The organism is Streptomyces sp. NPDC093097, assembly GCF_044754325.1.
Classification (GTDB): domain Bacteria; phylum Actinomycetota; class Actinomycetes; order Streptomycetales; family Streptomycetaceae; genus Streptomyces.
The window spans coordinates 316,978-336,020 of the sequence record NZ_JBIVOW010000003.1 but is presented as its reverse complement, the minus strand read 5'-3'; the positions used below and the strand labels follow the sequence as shown (position 1 = coordinate 336,020).

15 protein-coding genes are annotated in these 19,043 nt (G+C 73.1%); 8 read left to right on the top strand and 7 right to left on the bottom strand.

Going from position 1 to position 19,043, the window contains the following annotated elements:
* Positions 1-9: 9 nt before the first annotated feature.
* The 3 genes from ACIQE0_RS06885 to ACIQE0_RS06875 all read right to left on the bottom strand — a co-directional run bounded on the left by ACIQE0_RS06885 (position 10) and on the right by ACIQE0_RS06875 (position 3,941).
* Positions 10-1,392 (bottom strand): ABC transporter substrate-binding protein, encoded by a 1,383-nt coding sequence (locus ACIQE0_RS06885; RefSeq protein ID WP_402329574.1) that lies wholly within the window; start codon positions 1,390-1,392, stop codon positions 10-12.
* A 65-nt stretch (positions 1,393-1,457) separates the two neighbouring features.
* Positions 1,458-2,594 carry an ROK family protein gene (locus ACIQE0_RS06880; protein ID WP_402329572.1) on the bottom strand — a complete coding sequence of 379 codons (1,137 nt, stop codon included), beginning with the start codon at positions 2,592-2,594 and terminating at the stop codon, positions 1,458-1,460.
* A 264-nt stretch (positions 2,595-2,858) separates the two neighbouring features.
* Positions 2,859-3,941 carry a mechanosensitive ion channel family protein gene (locus tag ACIQE0_RS06875; protein WP_366338931.1) on the bottom strand — a complete coding sequence of 361 codons (1,083 nt, stop codon included), beginning with the start codon at positions 3,939-3,941 and terminating at the stop codon, positions 2,859-2,861.
* A gap of 290 nt (positions 3,942-4,231) precedes the next feature.
* Here ACIQE0_RS06875 and ACIQE0_RS06870 point away from each other — a divergent pair, with 290 nt between their 5' ends.
* Positions 4,232-4,768 (top strand): HNH endonuclease, encoded by a 537-nt coding sequence (locus ACIQE0_RS06870; RefSeq protein WP_366338933.1) that lies wholly within the window; start codon positions 4,232-4,234, stop codon positions 4,766-4,768.
* Positions 4,769-4,859: 91 nt separating this feature from the next.
* Here ACIQE0_RS06870 and ACIQE0_RS06865 read toward each other — a convergent pair whose 3' ends face one another.
* Complete coding sequence (locus ACIQE0_RS06865; RefSeq protein WP_402329830.1) at positions 4,860-7,838, bottom strand: beta-N-acetylglucosaminidase domain-containing protein; 2,979 nt, start codon at positions 7,836-7,838, stop codon at positions 4,860-4,862.
* A 551-nt stretch (positions 7,839-8,389) separates the two neighbouring features.
* On the opposite strand from ACIQE0_RS06865, the gene ACIQE0_RS06860 reads away from it, so the two are divergent.
* The 5 genes from ACIQE0_RS06860 (at position 8,390) to alc (ending at position 13,170) form a co-directional block, all read left to right on the top strand.
* Positions 8,390-8,650 (top strand): hypothetical protein, encoded by a 261-nt coding sequence (locus ACIQE0_RS06860; RefSeq protein WP_366338935.1) that lies wholly within the window; start codon positions 8,390-8,392, stop codon positions 8,648-8,650.
* Between the two features lie 641 nt (positions 8,651-9,291).
* Complete coding sequence (locus ACIQE0_RS06855; RefSeq protein ID WP_366334559.1) at positions 9,292-9,534, top strand: hypothetical protein; 243 nt, start codon at positions 9,292-9,294, stop codon at positions 9,532-9,534.
* A 277-nt stretch (positions 9,535-9,811) separates the two neighbouring features.
* Entirely contained in the window at positions 9,812-10,786 is a 975-nt protein-coding gene (locus tag ACIQE0_RS06850; RefSeq protein WP_402329569.1) for an acyl-ACP desaturase, read from the top strand.
* 161 nt (positions 10,787-10,947) lie between these two features.
* Entirely contained in the window at positions 10,948-11,922 is a 975-nt protein-coding gene (locus tag ACIQE0_RS06845) for a LysR substrate-binding domain-containing protein (protein ID WP_402329567.1), read from the top strand.
* Positions 11,923-12,018: 96 nt separating this feature from the next.
* On the top strand, positions 12,019-13,170 hold the full coding sequence (gene alc / locus ACIQE0_RS06840; RefSeq protein WP_402329565.1) for an allantoicase: 1,152 nt from the start codon (positions 12,019-12,021) through the stop codon (positions 13,168-13,170).
* 193 nt (positions 13,171-13,363) lie between these two features.
* Here alc and pepN read toward each other — a convergent pair whose 3' ends face one another.
* Positions 13,364-15,991 carry an aminopeptidase N gene (gene pepN / locus ACIQE0_RS06835; RefSeq protein ID WP_402329563.1) on the bottom strand — a complete coding sequence of 876 codons (2,628 nt, stop codon included), beginning with the start codon at positions 15,989-15,991 and terminating at the stop codon, positions 13,364-13,366.
* A 135-nt stretch (positions 15,992-16,126) separates the two neighbouring features.
* Between pepN and ACIQE0_RS06830 the strand changes: the two genes are divergently transcribed.
* Both ACIQE0_RS06830 and ACIQE0_RS06825 read left to right on the top strand, forming a co-directional pair.
* Positions 16,127-16,345, top strand: coding sequence for an antitoxin (locus tag ACIQE0_RS06830; protein ID WP_402329561.1), 219 nt, complete (start codon positions 16,127-16,129; stop codon positions 16,343-16,345).
* Complete coding sequence (locus ACIQE0_RS06825) at positions 16,332-16,679, top strand: type II toxin-antitoxin system PemK/MazF family toxin (protein WP_402329559.1); 348 nt, start codon at positions 16,332-16,334, stop codon at positions 16,677-16,679. Before ACIQE0_RS06830 ends, ACIQE0_RS06825 begins: the two co-directional genes overlap by 14 nt.
* A gap of 94 nt (positions 16,680-16,773) precedes the next feature.
* On the opposite strand, the gene ACIQE0_RS06820 is transcribed toward ACIQE0_RS06825, so the two are convergent.
* Together ACIQE0_RS06820 and ACIQE0_RS06815 are read right to left on the bottom strand one after the other, a co-directional pair.
* The gene (locus tag ACIQE0_RS06820; protein WP_402329557.1) at positions 16,774-17,805 is read right to left on the bottom strand and encodes an aspartate-semialdehyde dehydrogenase; all 1,032 of its coding nucleotides are present in this window, start codon (positions 17,803-17,805) and stop codon (positions 16,774-16,776) included.
* Positions 17,806-18,000: 195 nt separating this feature from the next.
* Positions 18,001-19,014, bottom strand: coding sequence for a hypothetical protein (locus ACIQE0_RS06815; RefSeq protein WP_402329555.1), 1,014 nt, complete (start codon positions 19,012-19,014; stop codon positions 18,001-18,003).
* Positions 19,015-19,043: the final 29 nt, after the last annotated feature.

Here is a 19,043-nt window from a genome sequence, read left to right as displayed (position 1 = left end):
CAGGCTCCGTCAGTTCTCGGACTGGAGGTTGTCGGCGTCGATCCCCGCGTCGAGATCGCGCAGTCCGGCATCGAGGTCGGGAACCTTTCCGGCCTCCACGGCATAGGAGAAGTCCTGGAGCGAGGTGACGTACATATCGCCGTTGTTGGACGGCGGCAGTGCGGTGCTGTGCGGATTGCGGGCGATGCCGAGGAAGGTGCGGAAGGCCGGATCGGCGTCCAGCTTCGGCGAGGTGAGCGCGGCGTTGGTGGACGGGACGTTGTGGATGGCGTTGGCGAAGGCGACCACCTGGTCGGTGTCCACGGTCAGGAACTTCACCAGTTCCCAGGCCGCGTTCTGATGCTTGCTGCTGTGCGCGACACCGGCGACGGTGCCGGTGAGATAGCCCCGCCCGTAGGTGTCCGCCTGGTCGTCGGGCACCGGCATCGGTGCGACGCCCCAGTCGAACGGCGCCTTGGCCTCCTTGAGCATCAGACCGCGCCATTCGCCGTCCATGTGCATCGCGACCTTCTGCCGCAGGAAGGCGTTCTGCGAGGACATCTCGTCGCCGAAGGAGGCGCGGAACTTCTCCATCGCCGGATATCCGCCCTGGGCGTCGATGATCTCCCGCTGGGTGGTGAAGAAATCCCGGGTCGCGGGGTCCTTGGCCAGCTGCGCCTTTCCGTTCCGGTCGAAGTACGTGGGCCCCCACTGGGCGAAGAGCCGGTCCGGACTGTTCTGGTACAGACGGAAGTTGGGCATGAAGCCGACCTGCCGATAGGAGCCGTCCGGCGTGCGCCGGGTGAGTTTGGCGGCGTCCTTCTTCAGTTCCGACATGGTGCGCGGCGGCCGGCTGATGCCGGCCTTTTTGAACGCGTCCTTGTTGTAGTAGAGCCCGTAGGTGTCGGCGAGCAGCGGCAGGGCGCACTGCCGGCCGCGGTACTGGGTGTAGGCGAGCAGGGTCTTGGGGAAGACCTTCTCCTTCACCACCCCGGTCTTCTTCATGAAGGGGTCGAGGTCCGCCCACATTCCGGACGAGCAGTACTGGCCCACGTTGTTGGTGGTGAACGACGACACCACGTCGGGGGCGTCGCTGCCGCCGGCCCGCAGCGCCTGGTTCATGGTGGCGTCGGAGACGTTGCCGACGGTCTTGACGGTGATGTTGGGGTGGAGCTTCTCGAAGCGCGCGATGCCGTCGTCGATGGCCTTGACCTCGCCCCGCTCGGACCAGCCGTGCCAGAAGGTGAGGGTGACGGGCGCGGCGGGGTCGTCGCGGTCGCTGCCGACGCTGGGGTGGGCGCAGCCGGCCGCGAGTAACCCGGCGGCGGCCAGGGCCGCCGGCAGGCCGCGGCGCGGCCGGGCGTGCGGACGGAGCGGGGGACGCGGTCGGACACCCGGGCGCGGGAGCAGCATGCGGACTTCCTTCACTCAAGGGTTCCTTGGGGCCTGGTGGGGCTCCCCGGCCGTGGCGCAGCGGGTCAGGCGGTGTCGAAGACCGCGTTGCGGGCCTCGGCGAGCGCCGTGCGCAGCGCGCCGGTGAGGATGGGGTTGCCGTCGATGTCGCTGATCCGGATCTCGGGGCGGGGCAGCGCGAGTCCGGTGAACTCCGCCTCGACCAGGGCCCGCAGCGCCTCCCCGCCGGCCTGCGGGACCTCGCCGGAGAGCACCACCAGCCGGGGGTCGACGACCGCGACCACCGCGGCCAGCCCGGTCGCCAGCCGCCGCGCCACCTCGGCCCGCACGTCCTGCCGGGCCAGCGCCTCGGCGACGGTGCGGGCGTCCGTGGCGCCGCGCTCACGGGCGAGTTGGAGGATGCTCGGGGTGCCGACCAGCTGCTGGAAGCCGCCGCCGGCGTCCGGCTGTGCGGCGCTGCGGTCGCCGTCCCGGGCCAGCGGCGCGCCGGGCAGCGGCATATAGCCGATCTCGCCGGCGCCGCCGGTGGCCCCGCGCAGCAGCCGCCCGTCCAGCACGATCGCGGCGCCCACCCCCTCGTCGACCCACACCAGCACGAAGTCGTCGAAGTCCTGGGCGGCGCCGCCGTGTTGCTCGGCCACCGCGGCGAGGTTCACGTCGTTCTCGATCACCAGCGGTACGCCGAGGACCTCGGCCAGCTCCTCGCGCAGCGCCCGGGACTGCCAGCCGGGCAGATGGGGCGCGTACCGCAGCAGGCCGGTCTGCGGGTCGAGCGCGCCGGGCGTGCCGATCACCGCGCGGTGCAGCCGCCCGCGGTCCAGCCCGGCCTTGGCGAGCGCGCCGTCGACGGCTTTGGCGACCAGGCGGGCGGTCAGGTCGGTGGCGTCCTCGGGGACCGCGTCGGTGTCCACCCGCTCCTCGCCGAGCACCCGTCCGGTGATGTCCGCGACGGCCGCGGTGATGCCCAACTGGTCGACGGCGAGCGCGGCGACGTGCGCGGCGGTGGGGTCGATCTCGTAGAGCTGGGCGCTGGGGCCGGGGCGGCCGGTGACGTTGCCGGTCGTCCGGACCAGTCCCGCCGCCGTCAGCCGGGTCAGCAGCTGGGAGGCGGTCGGCTTCGACAGGCCCGTCAGCTCGCCGATCTGGGTGCGGGTCAGTGGCCCCTGGGAGACCAGCAGGTCCAGCGCGGCCCGGTCGTTCATGGCCCGCAGCACCCTCGGCGTGCCCGGTGTTCCCTGTCCAGATGCGGCCATGGTCGCTGCCCACCCACCCCGTGGTTCCGTGTGGAAACTGTCCGGAAGATGTCTGTTAGGAAACCTTCCAATTGCTGGCAAGGAAGGTAGGCCGCCCATCGGGCGCGCGTCAATGGTCCTGACGGGTTTCGGTGCCGCGAAGGGGACGCGGGCGCGGCAGGCATGACAAAGGGGCATGCGACGTGCGTCACATGCCCCTTGTGCCGTGGTGCGTTACTTGCGCAGGTTCGGCTGCGGTATCGGCGTGGTCGCCAACGACTGCGGCGACGAGGGGTTGTTGAGCGCCGAAGGGGCGGCCACCGTGGCGGACGGGTCGGCCGGCGCGCCCTCGTCCTCCTCGGGCGTCGGGCGCGGCGCGAGGTGGATGCCGGCCGCGTCCAGCGCGCGCTTGATGCGCCAGCGCAGTTCGCGCTCGACGCCACCGGCCTTGCCCGGCATGGTCTTGGCCGCGACGCTGACGGTGACGGTGTCCAGCGACACCTCGCTCAGGCCCAGCACCTCCACCGGCTCCCACAGCAGCTCGTTCCACGGCTCGGCCTTGGCCATGTCCTCGCCGACCTCGGTGATCACCGAGCGGGCCCGCTCCAGGTCCTGGTCGGCGGCGATCAGCACGTCGACGCCGGCGGTGGACCAGCCCTGGCTGAGGTTCCCGATCCGCTTGACCTCGCCGTTGCGGATGTACCAGATCGCGCCGTTGGCGCCGCGCAGCTTGGTGACCCGGAGCCCGACCTCGATGACCGTACCGGTGGCCACGCCCGCGTCGATCTCGTCGCCGACGCCGTACTGGTCCTCAAGGATCATGAAGACGCCGGAGAGGAAGTCGGTGACGAGGTTGCGGGCGCCGAAACCGATCGCGACACCGGCGACACCGGCACTGGCCAGCAGCGGCGCCAGGTTGATCTGGAGGACCGAGAGCACGGTCAGCGCGGCCGTACCCATGATCACGAAGGAGGCGACGCTGCGCAGCACCGAGCCGATCGCCTCCGACCGCTGCCGCCGCCGCTCGGCGTTGACCAGCAGCCCGCCCAGGGCGGTGTGCTGGGCCGCGGCCGCGGTGCGGTTCATCCGGTCGATGAGCTTGGTGAGGGTGCGGCGCACCAGGTGCCGCAGCACCACCGCGATCACGATGATCAGGATGATCTGGAGGCCGGACGTGAGCCACGTCCCCCAGTTCGCCTGGACCCAGTCGGCGGCGTTGGTGGCCGTCTGGGTGGCCTCGTCGAGGGAGGCCGAGCCGGAGCCGGACGCGGCGGTGCGCGGCGGCGCGGCAAGGGCCGTCGGGGCGGACCAGTACACAGCGGAACCTTCCGTGAGGGACAGCGCGCCCGGACCGCACGGGGGACCTGAGGGGCCGGGCAGACCTACCACACTAACGGGGCAACCGGACCGGACCGCGCCTGTGTTCGATAATCGGGCGCCCGGAACGGCCGGAAAGAGCCGGATCTGAAGGGATCCGAGGTGCTGTGGTGGAAAACACCTCCGGCCCGTTACCTGGTCATGGTGGCGCTGTGACCAGGCACCGGGGGACACTGTGGGGAGATCGTCCCGGCGCGAGCCACGCGCCGCCGGCGTACAAGGAGGCACCCGTGCCGCATGTCCTGGTCCTCAACGCGTCGTACGAGCCGCTCGGCGTCGTACCGCTCCGCCGCGCGCTCGTCCTCGTCCTCAATGAGAAGGCCGTCAGCCTTGAGGAATCCGGCGCCCTGATGCACAGCGCGACCCGTGTCATACCCGCTCCGAGCGTGGTCCGCTTGAAGCGATTTGTGAGAGTGCCCTTTCGCGGCCCCGTCCCGCTGACCCGCCGGGCGCTGTTCGCCCGGGACGGCGGGCGCTGTATGTACTGCGGTGGCGTCGCAACCAGCGTCGACCACGTCGTCCCGCGCAGTCGCGGCGGCCAGCACACCTGGGAGAACGTCGTCGCCGCGTGCCGGCGCTGCAACCACGTCAAGGCCGACCGCCATGTCGCCGAGATCGGTTGGAGACTGCGCCATCAGCCGGCCCCGCCGTCCGGACTGGCCTGGCGGATCATCGGCACAGGGCATAGGGACCCGCGCTGGCTGCCTTACTTGCAGCCGTACGGCGCGGATGACGCGTTGGCCCGGATCGATGCCGTATCGGCGTAGATCCGGGTTTTTGCGTCAGTGAGGCTGCGGCGCGGTGCGGGGCCCGGCGGGTGCGGGGCCCGCCGGGCCCCGCACCGTCCCGGCCGGACGCCTACGCTCCGCCTTTGCCTCCGGGCGAGGGCGTCACCGCGTACGCCTCCACCTCCCACAGCGAGTACCCGAACCGCGTCGCCCGCTTGTCGCCCTGGATACGGACGTAGCGGGCGTCCTTGGCGTCCATCCGGATCGCCTCCCGGCCGCCCTTGCCGTCGCGGACGGTGGCGGCGGTGCGCCAGGTGCGGCCGTCGGACGAGACCTGGACGCGGTAGGCGGCGGCGTAGGCGTCCTGCCAGCGGAGGACGACCAGGCCGAGCCGGGTCGGCTCGGGCAGCGCGAACTGGACCCAGGCGTCGTCCTCGGCGGGGGAGGACCAGCGGGTCCGCGGGTCGCCGTCGGTGGCCGCGGACGCCGGGAAGTCGCCCGTCTCGTCGCCGGAGGAGGTGGCGGCCGCGCCGCGCGCCAGGTCGGGGCCGCCGGTGGGCGGGAAGACCCGGACGGTCAGCTGCTGCTCCTGGCCGGCGAAGGCGACCAAGACCCGGTACGTCCCGGAGGGGGCGTTCTTGGGGACGTCCACGGTGAGCGGGACGAGGGCGGTGCCGCCCCTGGGGGCGGTCAGTTGTCCGGGCGCGTGGACGGTGATGCCCTTGGGCGCGGTGACCTTCAGGGGGCCGTGCACCGGGCCGGGACGGCGGGAGGAGATCCGGGCCTGGAGCGCGGTGTGCCCGCCGGTCTGCACATCGGTCTCGGTGCGGGACAGTTCCAGGCCGGCCTGCGGGGCGTCGCCGAACCACGGGGTGAGTGCCTGGACGGTGGGTGCCGCGGTGTCGTCGTCCCAGGTCAGGCGGACCGCGTCGGCGCGCAGCCCGGCCGTGCGGGCCTCCGTCCAGCCGGTCGTGGCCAGCGCGCCCAGACGCTGCCAGCCGGCCCCCGGCACATGTGCCTCCAGGAAGACCGCGCCGGCCGCCGGGCCCGGATCGGTGAGGGCGGTGACCGCGGCCAGCGGGCGGACGCGGGAGAAGGGGACGGTCAGCGACGTCCGGCTGTCGCCGCGGTCCGGCTTCGGTGCGCTGCCGTGGGCGCCCGTCCAGGCGTCGGCCTCGGCCATCGCCCGGTCCAGGAACGGTGCCAGGACGCCCTTGCCGACCGTCACCGCGCTCCGGTCGATCTCGCCCCGCAGCCGGCGCACCGTGCGCTGCGCCACCCAGGCCGAGTCGCCGTCGTCCCGCGCCTGCGCCAACAGGGTGTCCACGGCCTGCGCGCCGGCGTCCCCGAAGCGGGCCAACTGCTCCGCCCACGGCCCGATTTCGGCCCGCAGCTCGGGGGTCAGGCCCTGGGGCGCGGCGGTCATGGAGCGGAAGGCGTTCCGCAGCGCCGCGCCCGCCTTGGCGAACTCCGGGTCGTCGCCGGGCCGGCCGTGGTTGACGGCGGTCTCGCGGGCCTTCCAGAAGCGCTCGATGAGCGGCTGGAGGTACCGCGACTCGGTGCGGTTGATCATGGACGACGCGGCGTTCCCGGCCAGTGCGCGCAGCGCCGCACGGGCCTTCGCGTCACCGCCCGCGAGGTCGTCGATGGCCGCCTCCCAGGACTGCGCCGGGCGGTAGTCGCGGGGGTTCCAGGCGTAGTCGGCTGCGGTGAACAGCGGGATCCGGGAGGCCAGCGGCTGCTCCATGGCGTTGGCCAGCAGCGCCGCCGAGCCGGTGGCGACGGCCGGTTCGCGGCCGGTGTACGGGCCGAGGAAGAGCCGGTCCTGGGCGTAGTCGTTGACCGGGTAGTTGTCCATGGTGAACAGCCGGTGGCCGAACGCCTGGCGGGCGGCGGACAGTTCGCCGCCGGTGATCGTCCGCGGGACCACCCCGACACCGGTCCAGGCCACCTCCACGCGGTCGTTGAGCGCCGCGGCCAGCGCGCTGCGGTAGGCGGTCGCCCCGTCCTGGTAGAACTCGGTCGGCATCAGGGACAGCGGCGCGGCGCCCGGGTGCCGCTCGGCGAGGTGCCGGGCCAGCGCGTTGGCCACCCCCGCCTGGGCCTTGGCCGCGGCCTGCGGGCCCGATCCAAAGGTCTCCGCGTCGGCGGCGCAGTGCCATTCGCTGTAGCTGACGTCCTGGAACTGGAGCTGGAAGGACCGCACCCCCAGCGACCACATCGCGTCCACCTTGCGGCGCAGCGCCCGCAGATCGTCCTCCGAGGACAGGCACATCGCCTGGCCCGGCGCCACCGCCCAGCCGAGCGTGACGTGGTTGGCGCGGGCCCGCTCGGCCAGCGCCCGGAAGTCGGCGCGCTGCTCGGCCGGGTACGGGTCGCGCCACCGGGCCTGCCGGTAGGGGTCGTCCCCGGGGGCGTAGAGGTACTGGTTCTGCTTGGTGCGGCCCATGAAGTCCAGCTGGGCCAGCCGCTGCGCGCGGGTCCACGGCTGCCCGAAGAAGCCCTCGGTGGTGCCGCGGACGCCGGTGGCCGGCCAGTCCCGGACGCTCACCGAGGCCAACTGGTGCTGCCCGTCGGGGCCGTCGGCGACGAGCTGGCGCAGGGTCTGCACGGCGTGGAAGAGGCCGTCCGGGCCGACGCCGTCCAGCGCGACGGTGTCCCGGTCGGCGACCTGGCCCACGGCCAGGCGGTAGCCGCCGGACGGCAGGTCGCCGCGGGCCGGCGCCCGCAGCACCCGCAGCGCGTCGTCCGCGGGGCCGCCGCCGACCAGCAGCACCGGCCCGCCCGCGGGCAGCCGGTCACCGGGCGCGGCCTCCCGCACGCCCCGCACCCCGGCGTCCCGCAGCAGCCCGCGCAGCGCGTCGAGGGCGTACGGGTCGGTGCCCGGCGCGGCCACCAGCACCGCCGTCGGGCCGAGCGGGACCGCCGCGCCGAGCTGCTGCAACGACTGCGGGCGCGGCCAGACCGCGGGCGGTGTCCCGGCGTCGGTGGGCCGGCCCGGCTGGTCGGGGGTGCCGGCGGCGGGGCCGGGGGGCGCCGCCTGGGCGGCCGGTGCGCCGCCGAGCAGTCCCGTGATCACCGCGGCGGCCAGCGCGGTGGTCCCCGCCACCCGCGCCCGGCTGCCGCCCCTGCCGCCCCATACGCCCCGGACTCGCACGGTCGCTCCTCGTCCGTATCTCGTGCTCACCGGCTCCCGCCGGTTCCCCCTGTGCTCCACCCGGCCGTCCGGCCGCGTCGCGCCCGCGCGCCCACGCATCCGTCCGGCGGGAGCCGCGGTGCGGGCGTGGTGGTCGTGGTGCGCGCGGTGCGGAACCGGGGGCGTCACACCCTGCCGGACCGGTATCGGACAGACCTTCGGCTGTGAGCCCACCATTGCGGCGGTGAGGGTGTCAACCGGGCCTCCGGGCCGGCCCGGCCCGGAGGCCGAATCACCCCTTTCCTCCCCGCGGCTGACCGGCCCATGTCACGCCCCTCCCGCAGGAATTGCGTCACGGACCGCCCCGTCCGGCGTTCTGTGCGCCGCATGGCGCCGTCCACCGGCAAATCACCCGCCGACGTTCTAGTGTGACGTGAGTCACGTTTGCTGGAGGGGAGCGTCTGTGTCCGCCGGGACGGGGTAGGGCCAGACGTGACCCACAACCGATGAACGGGAGGCCCCTCGTGGCCGCATCCGCTCAACTGCTCTTCGACGCACTCGCCGCCAAACCGGGCACCGAACCGGGCCTCTTCGACGGGGTGTCCGACCCCGACTCCGGCCTGGAGGGTTCCGGCTCGTTCAGCTTCACCGAGCCGCCGCTGACCAGTGAGCCCCCGCTCGCCGCCGGTGCCCCGCTCACCAGTGAGGTCCCCATCGCCGCCGAACTCCCCCTGACCAGCGAGCCGACGGCCACGGGGCTGGGTACGGAGTCGATGGAGGTCTGACGTGGCGCTTGCGATTGGCTTCGCCTTCTACGTTTTTGGCTTTCCCGCCGTGCGGGTTGCTGTTTCTCGCGCCTGCGGCGCGGGGCCTGTCCGCTGCGCGGGGCGTTGCCTATCCGCTGCGCGGGGCGGGTCAGCCTCGGTGCCTATCCGCTGCGCGGGGCTTGTCGGGTGCGGTGCCGGGTCTGTGGGGCGGTAGGGGTGTGCCGGACTGCTTCGCTTTACGTCCGGCACACCCCTACCGCCCCACAGACCCGTCCCCTCCCGTGTGTGGTCGGTGAAACAGGCGAGTGGGGTCAACTCCCGGTGGGCAAGCGCGGGTTGTGTGTTGAGTGGTGACCGTCAGAGGACCACTCAGCTCAGCCCCAACCCACCGGAACCCCACCCACAACGGGAGGGGGCGGGGCTGTGGGGCTGGGGGTGTCCGGACGTAAAGCGCAGCAGTCCGGACACCCCCAGCCCCGCAGACCCGCCACCGCACCCGACAGCCCCGCGCAGCGGACAACAGCAACGCGCCGCAGGCGCAAAGACAGCAACCCCTACGGCGGGGCAGCCGAACACGTGGGAAGCAAGCCCAGCGCAAGCGCCACGTGGAAGGCGACCCCCGTCGCGCGCGGCGAAGACCCGTCCGCTACGTTGAATGGGTGAGCAATAAGGTCAAGAACACCGCCCTGCGCGCCGGAACCATCACCGCCGGCACCGCGCTGATGCTGCTGATGTCGTCTCCCGCGTTTGCGCTCACCCGCGACGATGGTGACGACCCGGGTCCGGGCCTGAGCGTGATCGAGACGCTCGGCCTCTACGTCGTGACGCCCCTCGTGCTCTTCCTGATCATCGCCGGGCTGGTCATCGTGACCGACAAGTCCCGCAAGCAGGCCAAGGGCTGACCCAGCCCGGCGCGGGCCGTCCGCCCGCGCGCGTCACAACGCCTTCCAAAGGGGCGCCCACCAGTTCTTCCCGGACCGGTGGGCGCCCCTTTGCGTTGCGCGGAGACGGGGCGCGGTGTGGGGGTAAAAAGCGGGTGTAGGGCGACAGTTATGGATATTTCGGGCTATTCGGCCGGGGATGGGGGGTGGGGTCGGGCTGTACCTACGATGGCGTAACCTACGGGGCCGTAAGTCAAAACTTACGGAGCCGTAGGTCCGCCGTCCCCAGGAGTTCCCCGTGACCATCGCCCCCGACCGCCTCGACGGAGTGCGCGGCCAGGCCGCCTGGACCGACACCCGGCTGCTGTACGCCCTCGAAGAGGTCGTCGAGAAGGAGCTCAACCGGCATCTGAAGGTCGCCAAGGAGTGGATGCCGCACGAGTACGTGCCGTGGAGCGACGGGCGGAACTTCGACGGGGTGCTGGAGGGCGAGCCCTGGGCGCCCGAGCAGTCCAAGGTCACCGACATCGGGCGGACCGCGCTGGTGGTCAACCTCCTCACCGAGGACAACCTGCCCAGCTACCACCACGAGATCGCCACCCTCTTCGGCCGGGACGGCGCCTGGGGCACCTGGGTGCACCGCTGGACCGCGGAGGAGGGCCGGCACGGCATCGTGATGCGCGACTACCTGCTCGCCAGCCGTGCGGTGGACCCGGTCGAGCTGGAGCGGTTCCGGATGGCGCACATGTCCGCCGGGTTCGAGTCCGACAACGCGCACAGCATGCTGCACTCGGTGGCGTACGTCGCCTTCCAGGAGCTGGCCACCCGGATCTCGCACCGCAACACCGGCCGGCACTCCGGCGACCCGGTGTGCGACCAGATGCTGGCCCGGATCGCCACCGACGAGAACCTCCACATGGTCTTCTACCGCAACCTCCTCGGCGCGTCCTTCGAGCTGGCCCCGGACCCCACGATGTGCGCCGTGCGGGACGTGGTCACCGGCTTCCGGATGCCCGGCCACGGCATGCCCGGCTTCGAGCGGGCGGCCGCCCGGATGGCGCTCGGCGGGATCTACAACCTGCGGATCCACCACGACGAGGTGCTCCAGCCGGTGCTGCGCTTTCTGAAGGTGCTGGAGCGCGGCGGGCTCGGCCCGGAGGGGCGCGCCGCGCAGGAGGAGCTGGGGGTGTTCCTGGAGGACCTGGACACCCAGGCGCGCCGGTTCGACGAGCGGCAGGCGGCGATCCTGGCGCGGCGGGCGGCCCGCCGCTGAGCCCCGCCGCGGGCGGCCGCCCGCGGCACCTTTCGGTTCGGCTGAAGGGAACGGGCCGAAGTCGTCGACGGGCCTGATGCGTGGCGCGTGGACGGGCCCGAGGCGCGGCGGGCCGCCGCACGGCGGGCGGGCCGGCCGCGCCGGGTGCGTACGCTGCCCGCATGGCCGACTGGGACATCAAGAAGCTCCGCATCCTGCGCACCCTCCAGGAGCTGGGCACGGTCACCGCGACCGCCGAGGCGCTGCACATGACGCCCTCGGCGGTGTCGCAGCAGTTGACCGGGCTCGCCAAGTCCCTCGGTGTGACGCTCCTGGAGGCGCACGGCCGGCGGGTCCGGCTCACCGGCGCCGCGCACCTGGTGCTGCGTCATGCGGACGCGGTCTTCGCGCAGTTGGAGCGGGCCGACGCGGATCTCCTGGGCTACCTCCAGGGGGAGGCCGGCGCGGTGCGGGTCGGGGCCTTCTCCACCGCCATCCCGGCGCTGGTGGTCCCCGCCGTCCAGGAGCTGCGCCGCACCCGGCCGGGCCTGGCCGTGACCGTGCGGGAGGCGGAGGCGGAGGCCGCGTACGAGCTGCTGGCCGAGGGCAGCGTCGATCTGGCGCTGTCCCTGGCCGCGCACGCGCCGACCCCGCGCGACCCGAAGTTCACCCGGGTCGAGCTGCTCGCCGACCCGTTGGACCTGGCGCTGCCGGCCGGCCATCCGCTGGCCGCCGAACCGGGGTTGCGGCTGGCCGACCTGGCCGGCGAGCCCTGGATCTTCGGCAGTAGCGGCCCGTGGTCCCACATCACCACCGCGGCGTGCGAGAACGCCGGGTTCGTGCCGGAGCAGGCGCACGCGGCCGCCGACTGGAGCGCGATCTGGGCGATGGTGGCGGCCGGCATGGGGGTGGCGCTGGTGCCGCGGATGGCGATGGCGGGCGGGCTGCGGGCGCCGGGGCAGGGCACCGGCGTCGCGCTGCGGGTGCTCCACGCCGACCAGCCGCGCCGGCACGTCGTCGCGGCCGCCCGGCGGGGGTCCGAGGGCGCGCCGGGCCTGGCCAGGGTGCTGGCCGCGCTGCGCCAGGCGGCCGCCGTCCAGGCCACCGCGGGCCGGACCGACAGCGACGGCGGACCGGTGACCTTTCAGTTCGGCTGAAGGTATTCCTCACGAACTTTCGATGGACCTGTGAGGTGTCCCGCTGCGACGGTGGACCGGTCCCCAGCACCGTCCGCAGGAGCAGAAGGGAACCCGATGTCCGTGCCCGCCACCCCGGCCGCCGACGCCACCGATCCGCACGCCAACGACGCCCAGCCCTACGCGGGCGGCGATCCGTACGCCGACTACCGCGGCGGCGACTTCTCCTTCACCTCGCTCGTCGACCTCGCCGACCGGCGGCTCGGCGCCGGTGTGATCGCGGCCAACGACGAGTTCTTCGCCGAGCGGGAGAACCTGCTCACGCCGGGCCCGGCGGTCTTCGACCCCGAGCGCTTCGGCCACAAGGGCAAGATCATGGACGGCTGGGAGACCCGGCGCCGCCGCGGCGCCGACGGCGACCACCCCTTCCCGACCGAGGACGAGCACGACTGGGCGCTGATCCGCCTCGCCGCCCCCGGCGTGGTCCGCGGCGTCATCGTCGACACCGCCCACTTCCGCGGCAACTACCCGCAGGCGGTCAGCATCGAGGCCACCGCGCTGCCCGGCAGCCCCGGCCCCCAGGACCTGCTCGCCGACGGGGTGAAGTGGGAGGAGATCGTCCCCCGCACCCCCGTGCGCGGCCACGCCGCCAACGGCTTCGAGGTCACCGCCGAGCGCCGCTTCACCCACCTCCGCCTCAAGCAGCACCCCGACGGCGGTGTCGCCCGCCTCCGGGTGCACGGCGAGGTGGTCCCCGACCCGGAGTGGCTGGACGTGCTGGGCACCCTGGACCTGGCGTCGGTGCTGCACGGCGGCACCTGCGAGGACGCCTCCGACCGCTTCTACTCCTCGCCCACCCAGATCATCCGGCCCGACCTGTCGCGCAAGATGGACGACGGCTGGGAGAACCGCCGCCGCCGGGTCCGGGGCACCAACGACTGGGTGCGGTTCCGGCTCGCCGCGCAGGGCGAGATCCGCGCGATCGAGATCGACACCGCCTGCCTCAAGGGCAACTCGGCCGGCTGGGCCCGGCTTTCGGGCTGCGACGGGAATCCCGACGACGCCTCGTCGTGGTTCGAGATCCTCCCCAAGACCAGGCTCCAGCCCGACACCCCGCACCGCTTCGTGCTGCCCCGCCGGGTCACCGCCACCCACGTCCGCCTGGACGTCTACCCCGACGGCGGCCTGGCCCGGATGCGGGTGCACGGCGACCTCACCGAGGACGGCCGGGCCGCACTGGTCCGCCGCTTCGACGAGCTGAGCGGCTGACCCGCGCCGCCCGCCGGGCCCCGGGAGCGGGGGACGGGGCCCGGCACCACGACCCGCCCGGCGGACGGCTCGGCTCCTCAGCGCCCGTCCGCCGGGCGGGCGCCCGGGCCCGCGGCGTGCGCACGGCGAAAAGGGGCGTGCCCCGGAACCCGAGCGGTTCCGGGGCACGCCCCTGTGGCCTGTGCGCGCGGCGTCAGGCGGCGCCGGCCGCCGCGTCCGCCGCCCGGGCCGTCAGCGCCCGCTCGACGCCCGCCCGGGACTCCGTCACCAGGCGGCGCAGCGCCGGGCTCGGGTCGGCCGCCGCCAGCCAGGCGTCGGTCGCGTCCAGGGTCTCCTGGGAGACCTGGAGGGCCGGGTAGTGGCCCACCACGATCTGCTGCGCCATCTCGTGGCTGCGGTTGTCCCAGACGTCCTTGACCGCCTCGAAGTACCGGGCGGTGTAGGGCTCCAGCAGCTCCCGCTGGTCGGGCTGGACGAAGCCGGCGATGACGGCCTCCTGGACGGCGTTGGGGAGCTTGTCGGACGCCACGACCGACGCCCACGCCTCCGCCTTGGCCTCGGCGGTGGGGCGCGCGGCGCGGGCGGTGGCCGCGTGCCGCTCGCCGGCCGAGGTCCGGTCCCGCTCCAACTCGGCGGCGATCGCCGGCTCCTCGGCCCGGCCGGTGGCCGCCAGCCGCTCCAGCAGCGCCCAGCGCAGCTCGGTGTCCACGGCCAGGCCGGGGATCTCCTCGGTGCCGTCCAGCAGCCCCTGGAGCAGGTCCAGCTGGGCGCCAGTGCGGGCGGACGCCGCGAACGCCCGCGCCCACGCCAGCTGGTGGTCGCTGCCCGGCGCCGCGGCCCGCAGGTGGGTCAGCGTCGCCTCGGTCCAGGCGGCCAGGCCGTCCTCGCGCCACTCCGGCGCCGCGTACAGGTCCAGCGCCAGCTTCACCTGGCGGTGCAGGGTCTGGACCACGCCGATGTCGGTCTCCTTGCCGATACCGGAGAGCACCAGCGCCAGGTAGTCCCGGGTGGGCAGTTCGCCGTCCCGGGTCATGTCCCAGGACGAGGCCCAGCACAGGGCGCGCGGCAGCGACTCGGCGAAGTCCCCGAGGTGCGCGGTGACGACCTTCAGCGACTCCTCGTCCAGCCGCACCTTGGCGTAGGAGAGGTCGCCGTCGTTGAGCAGGACCACGTCCGGCCGGCGGAAGCCCTGCGGGAACGGCACCTCGGTGCGCGCGCCGTCCACGTCCAGCTCGATGCCGCCGGTGCGGACCAGCCTGCCGTCCGTCAGGTCGTAGTAGCCGATCCCGATCCGGTGCGGGCGCAGCACCGGCTCGCCGGTCGCGCCGGCCGGCAGCGCCGGGGCCTCCTGGCGCACGGCGAACGCGGTGACGGTGCCGTCCTCGGCGACCTCGATCTCGGGCCGCAGGATGTTGATCCCGGCCGTCTGGAGCCACTTCTGGGACCAGGTCGCAAGGTCCCGGCCGCTGGTCTCCTCCAGCGCCCCGAGCAGGTCCGCGAGGCGGGTGTTGCCGTAGGCGTGCGCCTTGAAGTACGCCTGCACGCCCGTGAAGAACTCGTCCATCCCGACGTAGGCCACCAGCTGCTTGAGGACGCTGGCGCCCTTGGCGTAGGTGATGCCGTCGAAGTTGACCAGGACGTCGTCCAGGTCACGGATCTCGGCCATGATCGGGTGGGTGGAGGGCAGTTGGTCCTGCCGGTAGGCCCAGGTCTTCATGGAGTTGGCGAATGTGGTCCAGGAGTGCGGCCACTTGCTGCCCGGCGCGTACGCCTGGCAGGCGATCGAGGTGTAGGTCGCGAACGACTCGTTCAGCCACAGGTCGTTCCACCACTCCATGGTGACCAGGTCGCCGAACCACATGTGCGCCAGCTCGTGCAGGATCGTCTCGGCACGCAGCTCGTAGGCCGCGTCCGTCACCTTGGAGCGGAAGACGTACTGGTCGCGGATGGTCACCGCACCGGCGTTCTCCATGGCGCCGGCGTTGAACTCCGGCACGAAGAGCTGGTCGTACTTGGCGAACGGGTACGGGTAGTCGAACTTCTCCTGGAACCAGTCGAAGCCCTGCCGGGTGACCGCGAAGATCTCGTCCGCGTCCAGGTGCTCGGCCAGCGACGGCCGGCAGTAGATGCCCAGCGGCACCGAGCGGCCGCCCGCCCGTCGCCCGCCACCGCCCTCGGCCGACTGCGCTTCGCGCAGGTCCCCCTTCTCCTCCCAGGTGCTGTGCACGCTGTGGTACGGGCCGACGATCAGTGCCGTGATGTAGGTGGAGATCCGCGGCGTGGGCTCGAACCGCCAGACCGTCCCCGCCGGCTGCGGGGTGGGCGAGTTGGAGATCACCGTCCAGCCCTGCGGCGCCGTCACGGTGAACTGGAAGGTGGCCTTCAGGTCCGGCTGCTCGAAGCTGGCGAAGACCCGCCGGGCGTCCGGCACCTCGAACTGCGTGTAGAGGTAGGCCTGTTGGTCCACCGGGTCGACGAACCGGTGCAGTCCCTCACCGCTGTTGGTGTACGCGCAGTCCGCGACCACCGTCAGCTCGTTGCGGCCGGCCCGCAGCCCCGCCAGCGCGATCCGCGAGTCCTGGAAGACCTCCGCGGCGTCCAGCGTCGTGCCGTTGAGCACCACCTCGTGCACCGCCGGCGCGACCAGGTCGATGAAGGACGCGGCACCGTCCTCGGCGGCGTCGAAGCGCACCGTCGTCGCCGACCGGAACGTGCCCCCCTCCTGCGCGCCGGTCAGGTCCAGCTCGATCTCGTACGCGTCCACGGTCAGCAGCCGTGCCCGCTCCTGGGCCTCTTCCCGGGTCAGATTCGTACCAGGCACCCGTCCGTCTCCCTACTCCCGATCGTTAGCGCATCGTCGGGCCATCCTTCCACGGAGGAGTTGGCGGTCGCGGGGCGCACTCGCAGTAGCGCCTTTGGTGCCACCCGCGGCAGCATTGCGGATAGGAAGATCAGTGTGAGTCTGCCGCAGGAGGACCTCGACTTCGTCGACGAGTACGCCGCCAAGAGGGCGGCGGAGTCCCGGTCCGCGGTGATACACGCCGCCATCCAGATGCTGCGGGAGACGGCTCTGGAGGAGGAGTACCTCGCGGCATGGGACGAGTGGTACGCGAGCGAGGATGCAGAACTGTGGGACCGCACGGTGGGGGACGGGCTTTCTGATGAATCGCGGTGACATCTACCTGGTGGATCTGGAGCCGGCGGTCGGCAGCGAGGCCGACAAGAGGGGGCCTGCCGTCCTGGTGACGAACAATGCGGCCAACCGCATGGCGCGTCGTGCAGAGCGCGGTGTCCTGGCGGTGGTGCCGGTGACGTCCAACGTCACGCATGTGCGGCCGTTCCAGGTCTTTCTCCACGGGACGGAGTGCGGCTTGAAGGTCGACTCCAAGGCCCGGTGTGAACAGATCCGCGCACTGGACTTCTCGCGGTTCGGCCAACGGGTCGGCACGGTGCCGCCGCATACGCTCAAGGAGATCGACCGGGCGCTGCGGCAGCAGCTGGCGCTCTGAAGCCCGGGCGCCCCGCGGAGCGCCCGGGCCCAAGGGCCGGGGCCCGTACAGGAGGAATTCCGTACGGGCCCCGGCCCTTGCCGCGTGGTGCGGGTCAGCCGTGCAGTTCGGCGGCGACCAGCTCGGCGATCTGGACGGCGTTGAGCGCCGCGCCCTTGCGGAGGTTGTCGTTGGAGACGAAGAAGGCCAGGCCGTGGTCGACGGTCTCGTCGGGGCGGATCCGGCCCACGAAGGAGGGGTCCTGGCCGGCGGCCTGGAGCGGGGTGGGGACGTCGGAGAGCGCCACGCCGGGGGCGCCGGCCAGCAGCTCGGTGGCCCGCTCGGGGGAGATCGGGCGCGCGAAGCGGGCGTTGATCTGGAGGGAGTGGCCGGTGAAGACCGGGACGCGGACGCAGGTGCCGGACACCTTCAGCTCCGGGATGTCCAGGATCTTGCGGCTCTCGTTGCGGAGCTTGCGCTCCTCGTCGGTCTCGTTCAGCCCGTCCTCGACGATCTTGCCGGCCATCGGCAGGACGTTGAAGGCGATCGGGCGGACGTAGGTGTCCGGCTCCGGGAACTCCACGGCAGCCCCGTCGTGGGTGAGCCCGGTGGCGTCCTGCTCGATGGCCTTGCGGGCCTGCCCGTCCAGCTCGGCGACGCCGGACAGGCCGCTGCCGGAGACCGCCTGGTAGGTGGCGACGACCAGGGAGACCAGCTCGGCCTCGTCGTGCAGCGGGCGCAGCACCGGCATGGCGGCCATGGTCGTGCAGTTCGGGTTGGCGATGATGCCCTTGGGCCGGTCGGCGACGGCCTGCGGGTTGACCTCGGCCACCACCAGCGGCACCTCCGGGTCCATGCGCCAGGCCGAGGAGTTGTCGATCACGACGGGGCCGGCGTCGGCGACCTTCTCCGCCAGCGCCCTGGAGGTCGAGCCGCCGGCCGAGAAGAGCACGATGTCCAGACCGGAGTAGTCGGCGGTGGCCGCGTCCTCGACCGTGATCTCGGTGTCCTGCCAGGGGAGCGTCCGGCCGGCGGACCGGGCGGAGGCGAACAGCCGCAGCTGCTCGACCGGGAAGTTGCGCTCGGCGAGAATGCGCCGCATCACGCCGCCGACCTGTCCGGTGGCGCCGACGATTCCGATCCTCATGGGGCTCCTTCTTTCTGGCCTGGCCCGCTGGCCCGGCTCCGGGTGTCTGCTGGAACACCTGCTCACTGGCGTTCCCATCATGTGTGGCAGACCCGTTGCCTTGTCCAATCCGTTCCAAAGGACGGAAGTGTGGGGGGGTGTGATCGCCCACGGAACGTGTCGGGAGGTCACCCTGTGTGGTGCGGGCCGGCGGCCTCAGCGCGGGAGGATCAGCACATACGCCGGCGGCTCCCGGTCGGCCCCCGCCATCAGCGCCGTCCGGACCACCGTCGCCTGCTGCTCGGGGGCCTCCCGCAGGGTCCGCGGCCGGCAGCGGACGAGGGTGATGCCGAGCCGCTCCAGCTGCTCCCGGTAGGCGTCGCGGGGCGCCTCGCCGGACGGGCGCGGGGTGCGGGTGTCGATCTCCACGGCCACCCCGTACTCGGGCCAGTACGCGTCCATCTCGCCCAGATGCGGGCCGCCCGGCAGGCGCAGGTCGACGTTCCACAGCGGGTCCGGCAGCCCGAAGCCGTTCACCATGTCGTAGAGCCGCTGCTCGTCCAGGGCCCGGCCCTCGGCCACCAGGGCGTCCACCGCGTCCACCACGTGCGGACGGGTCAGCAGCCGGGCCCGGGACAGCTCCCGCACCACCGCGGCCGCCTCGCAGTACCCGCCGCGCACCGCCTCGGTCAGCAGCCGGCGCACCGCCGCGGCGTCCATGAGGGAGGCCGCGGTGTCCGCCAGCGCCCGCGGGACGGGAGCGGTGGGCACCCCCGTCACCTCCACGGCGACCGGCAGGTCCGCGCCCCGGACGATGCTCGCGAAGCCCACCGAGCGCAGCCGCCGGGTGCGGGACACCAGCACGTCGATGCGGGCCAGGGAGAGCAGCGGGGGAGCGGCGGTCAGGCCGTGCAGCGCGAGCGCCGCCAGCCCGGTGATCATCGGTTCCCGGGCGGACTCCGCGGACCGGGGCTGGCTCGGCACCGCCGGACCGCGGTACCGGGCGTAGAGCAGCGCCGCGTGCAGCCGCTCCTCGCTGGTGGGCGGCCCCGGGTGCAGCAGGTGGACGCCGGGCAGCAGCTGCTGCCAGGGGCCGCCCGGCCGGCAGCGCTCGGCGATCTCGGCGGGCGGTACGCCGTGCGCCCGGAGCGCAGCGGTCGTCAGCACCGGGCAGCGGCCGTCGGCGAGGTGGTGGAGGGGGAGCGGGGAGAGCGGGGTGTCGTGGTTCATGTCCGGTCGATTCCCGGCCCCGCTCCGCC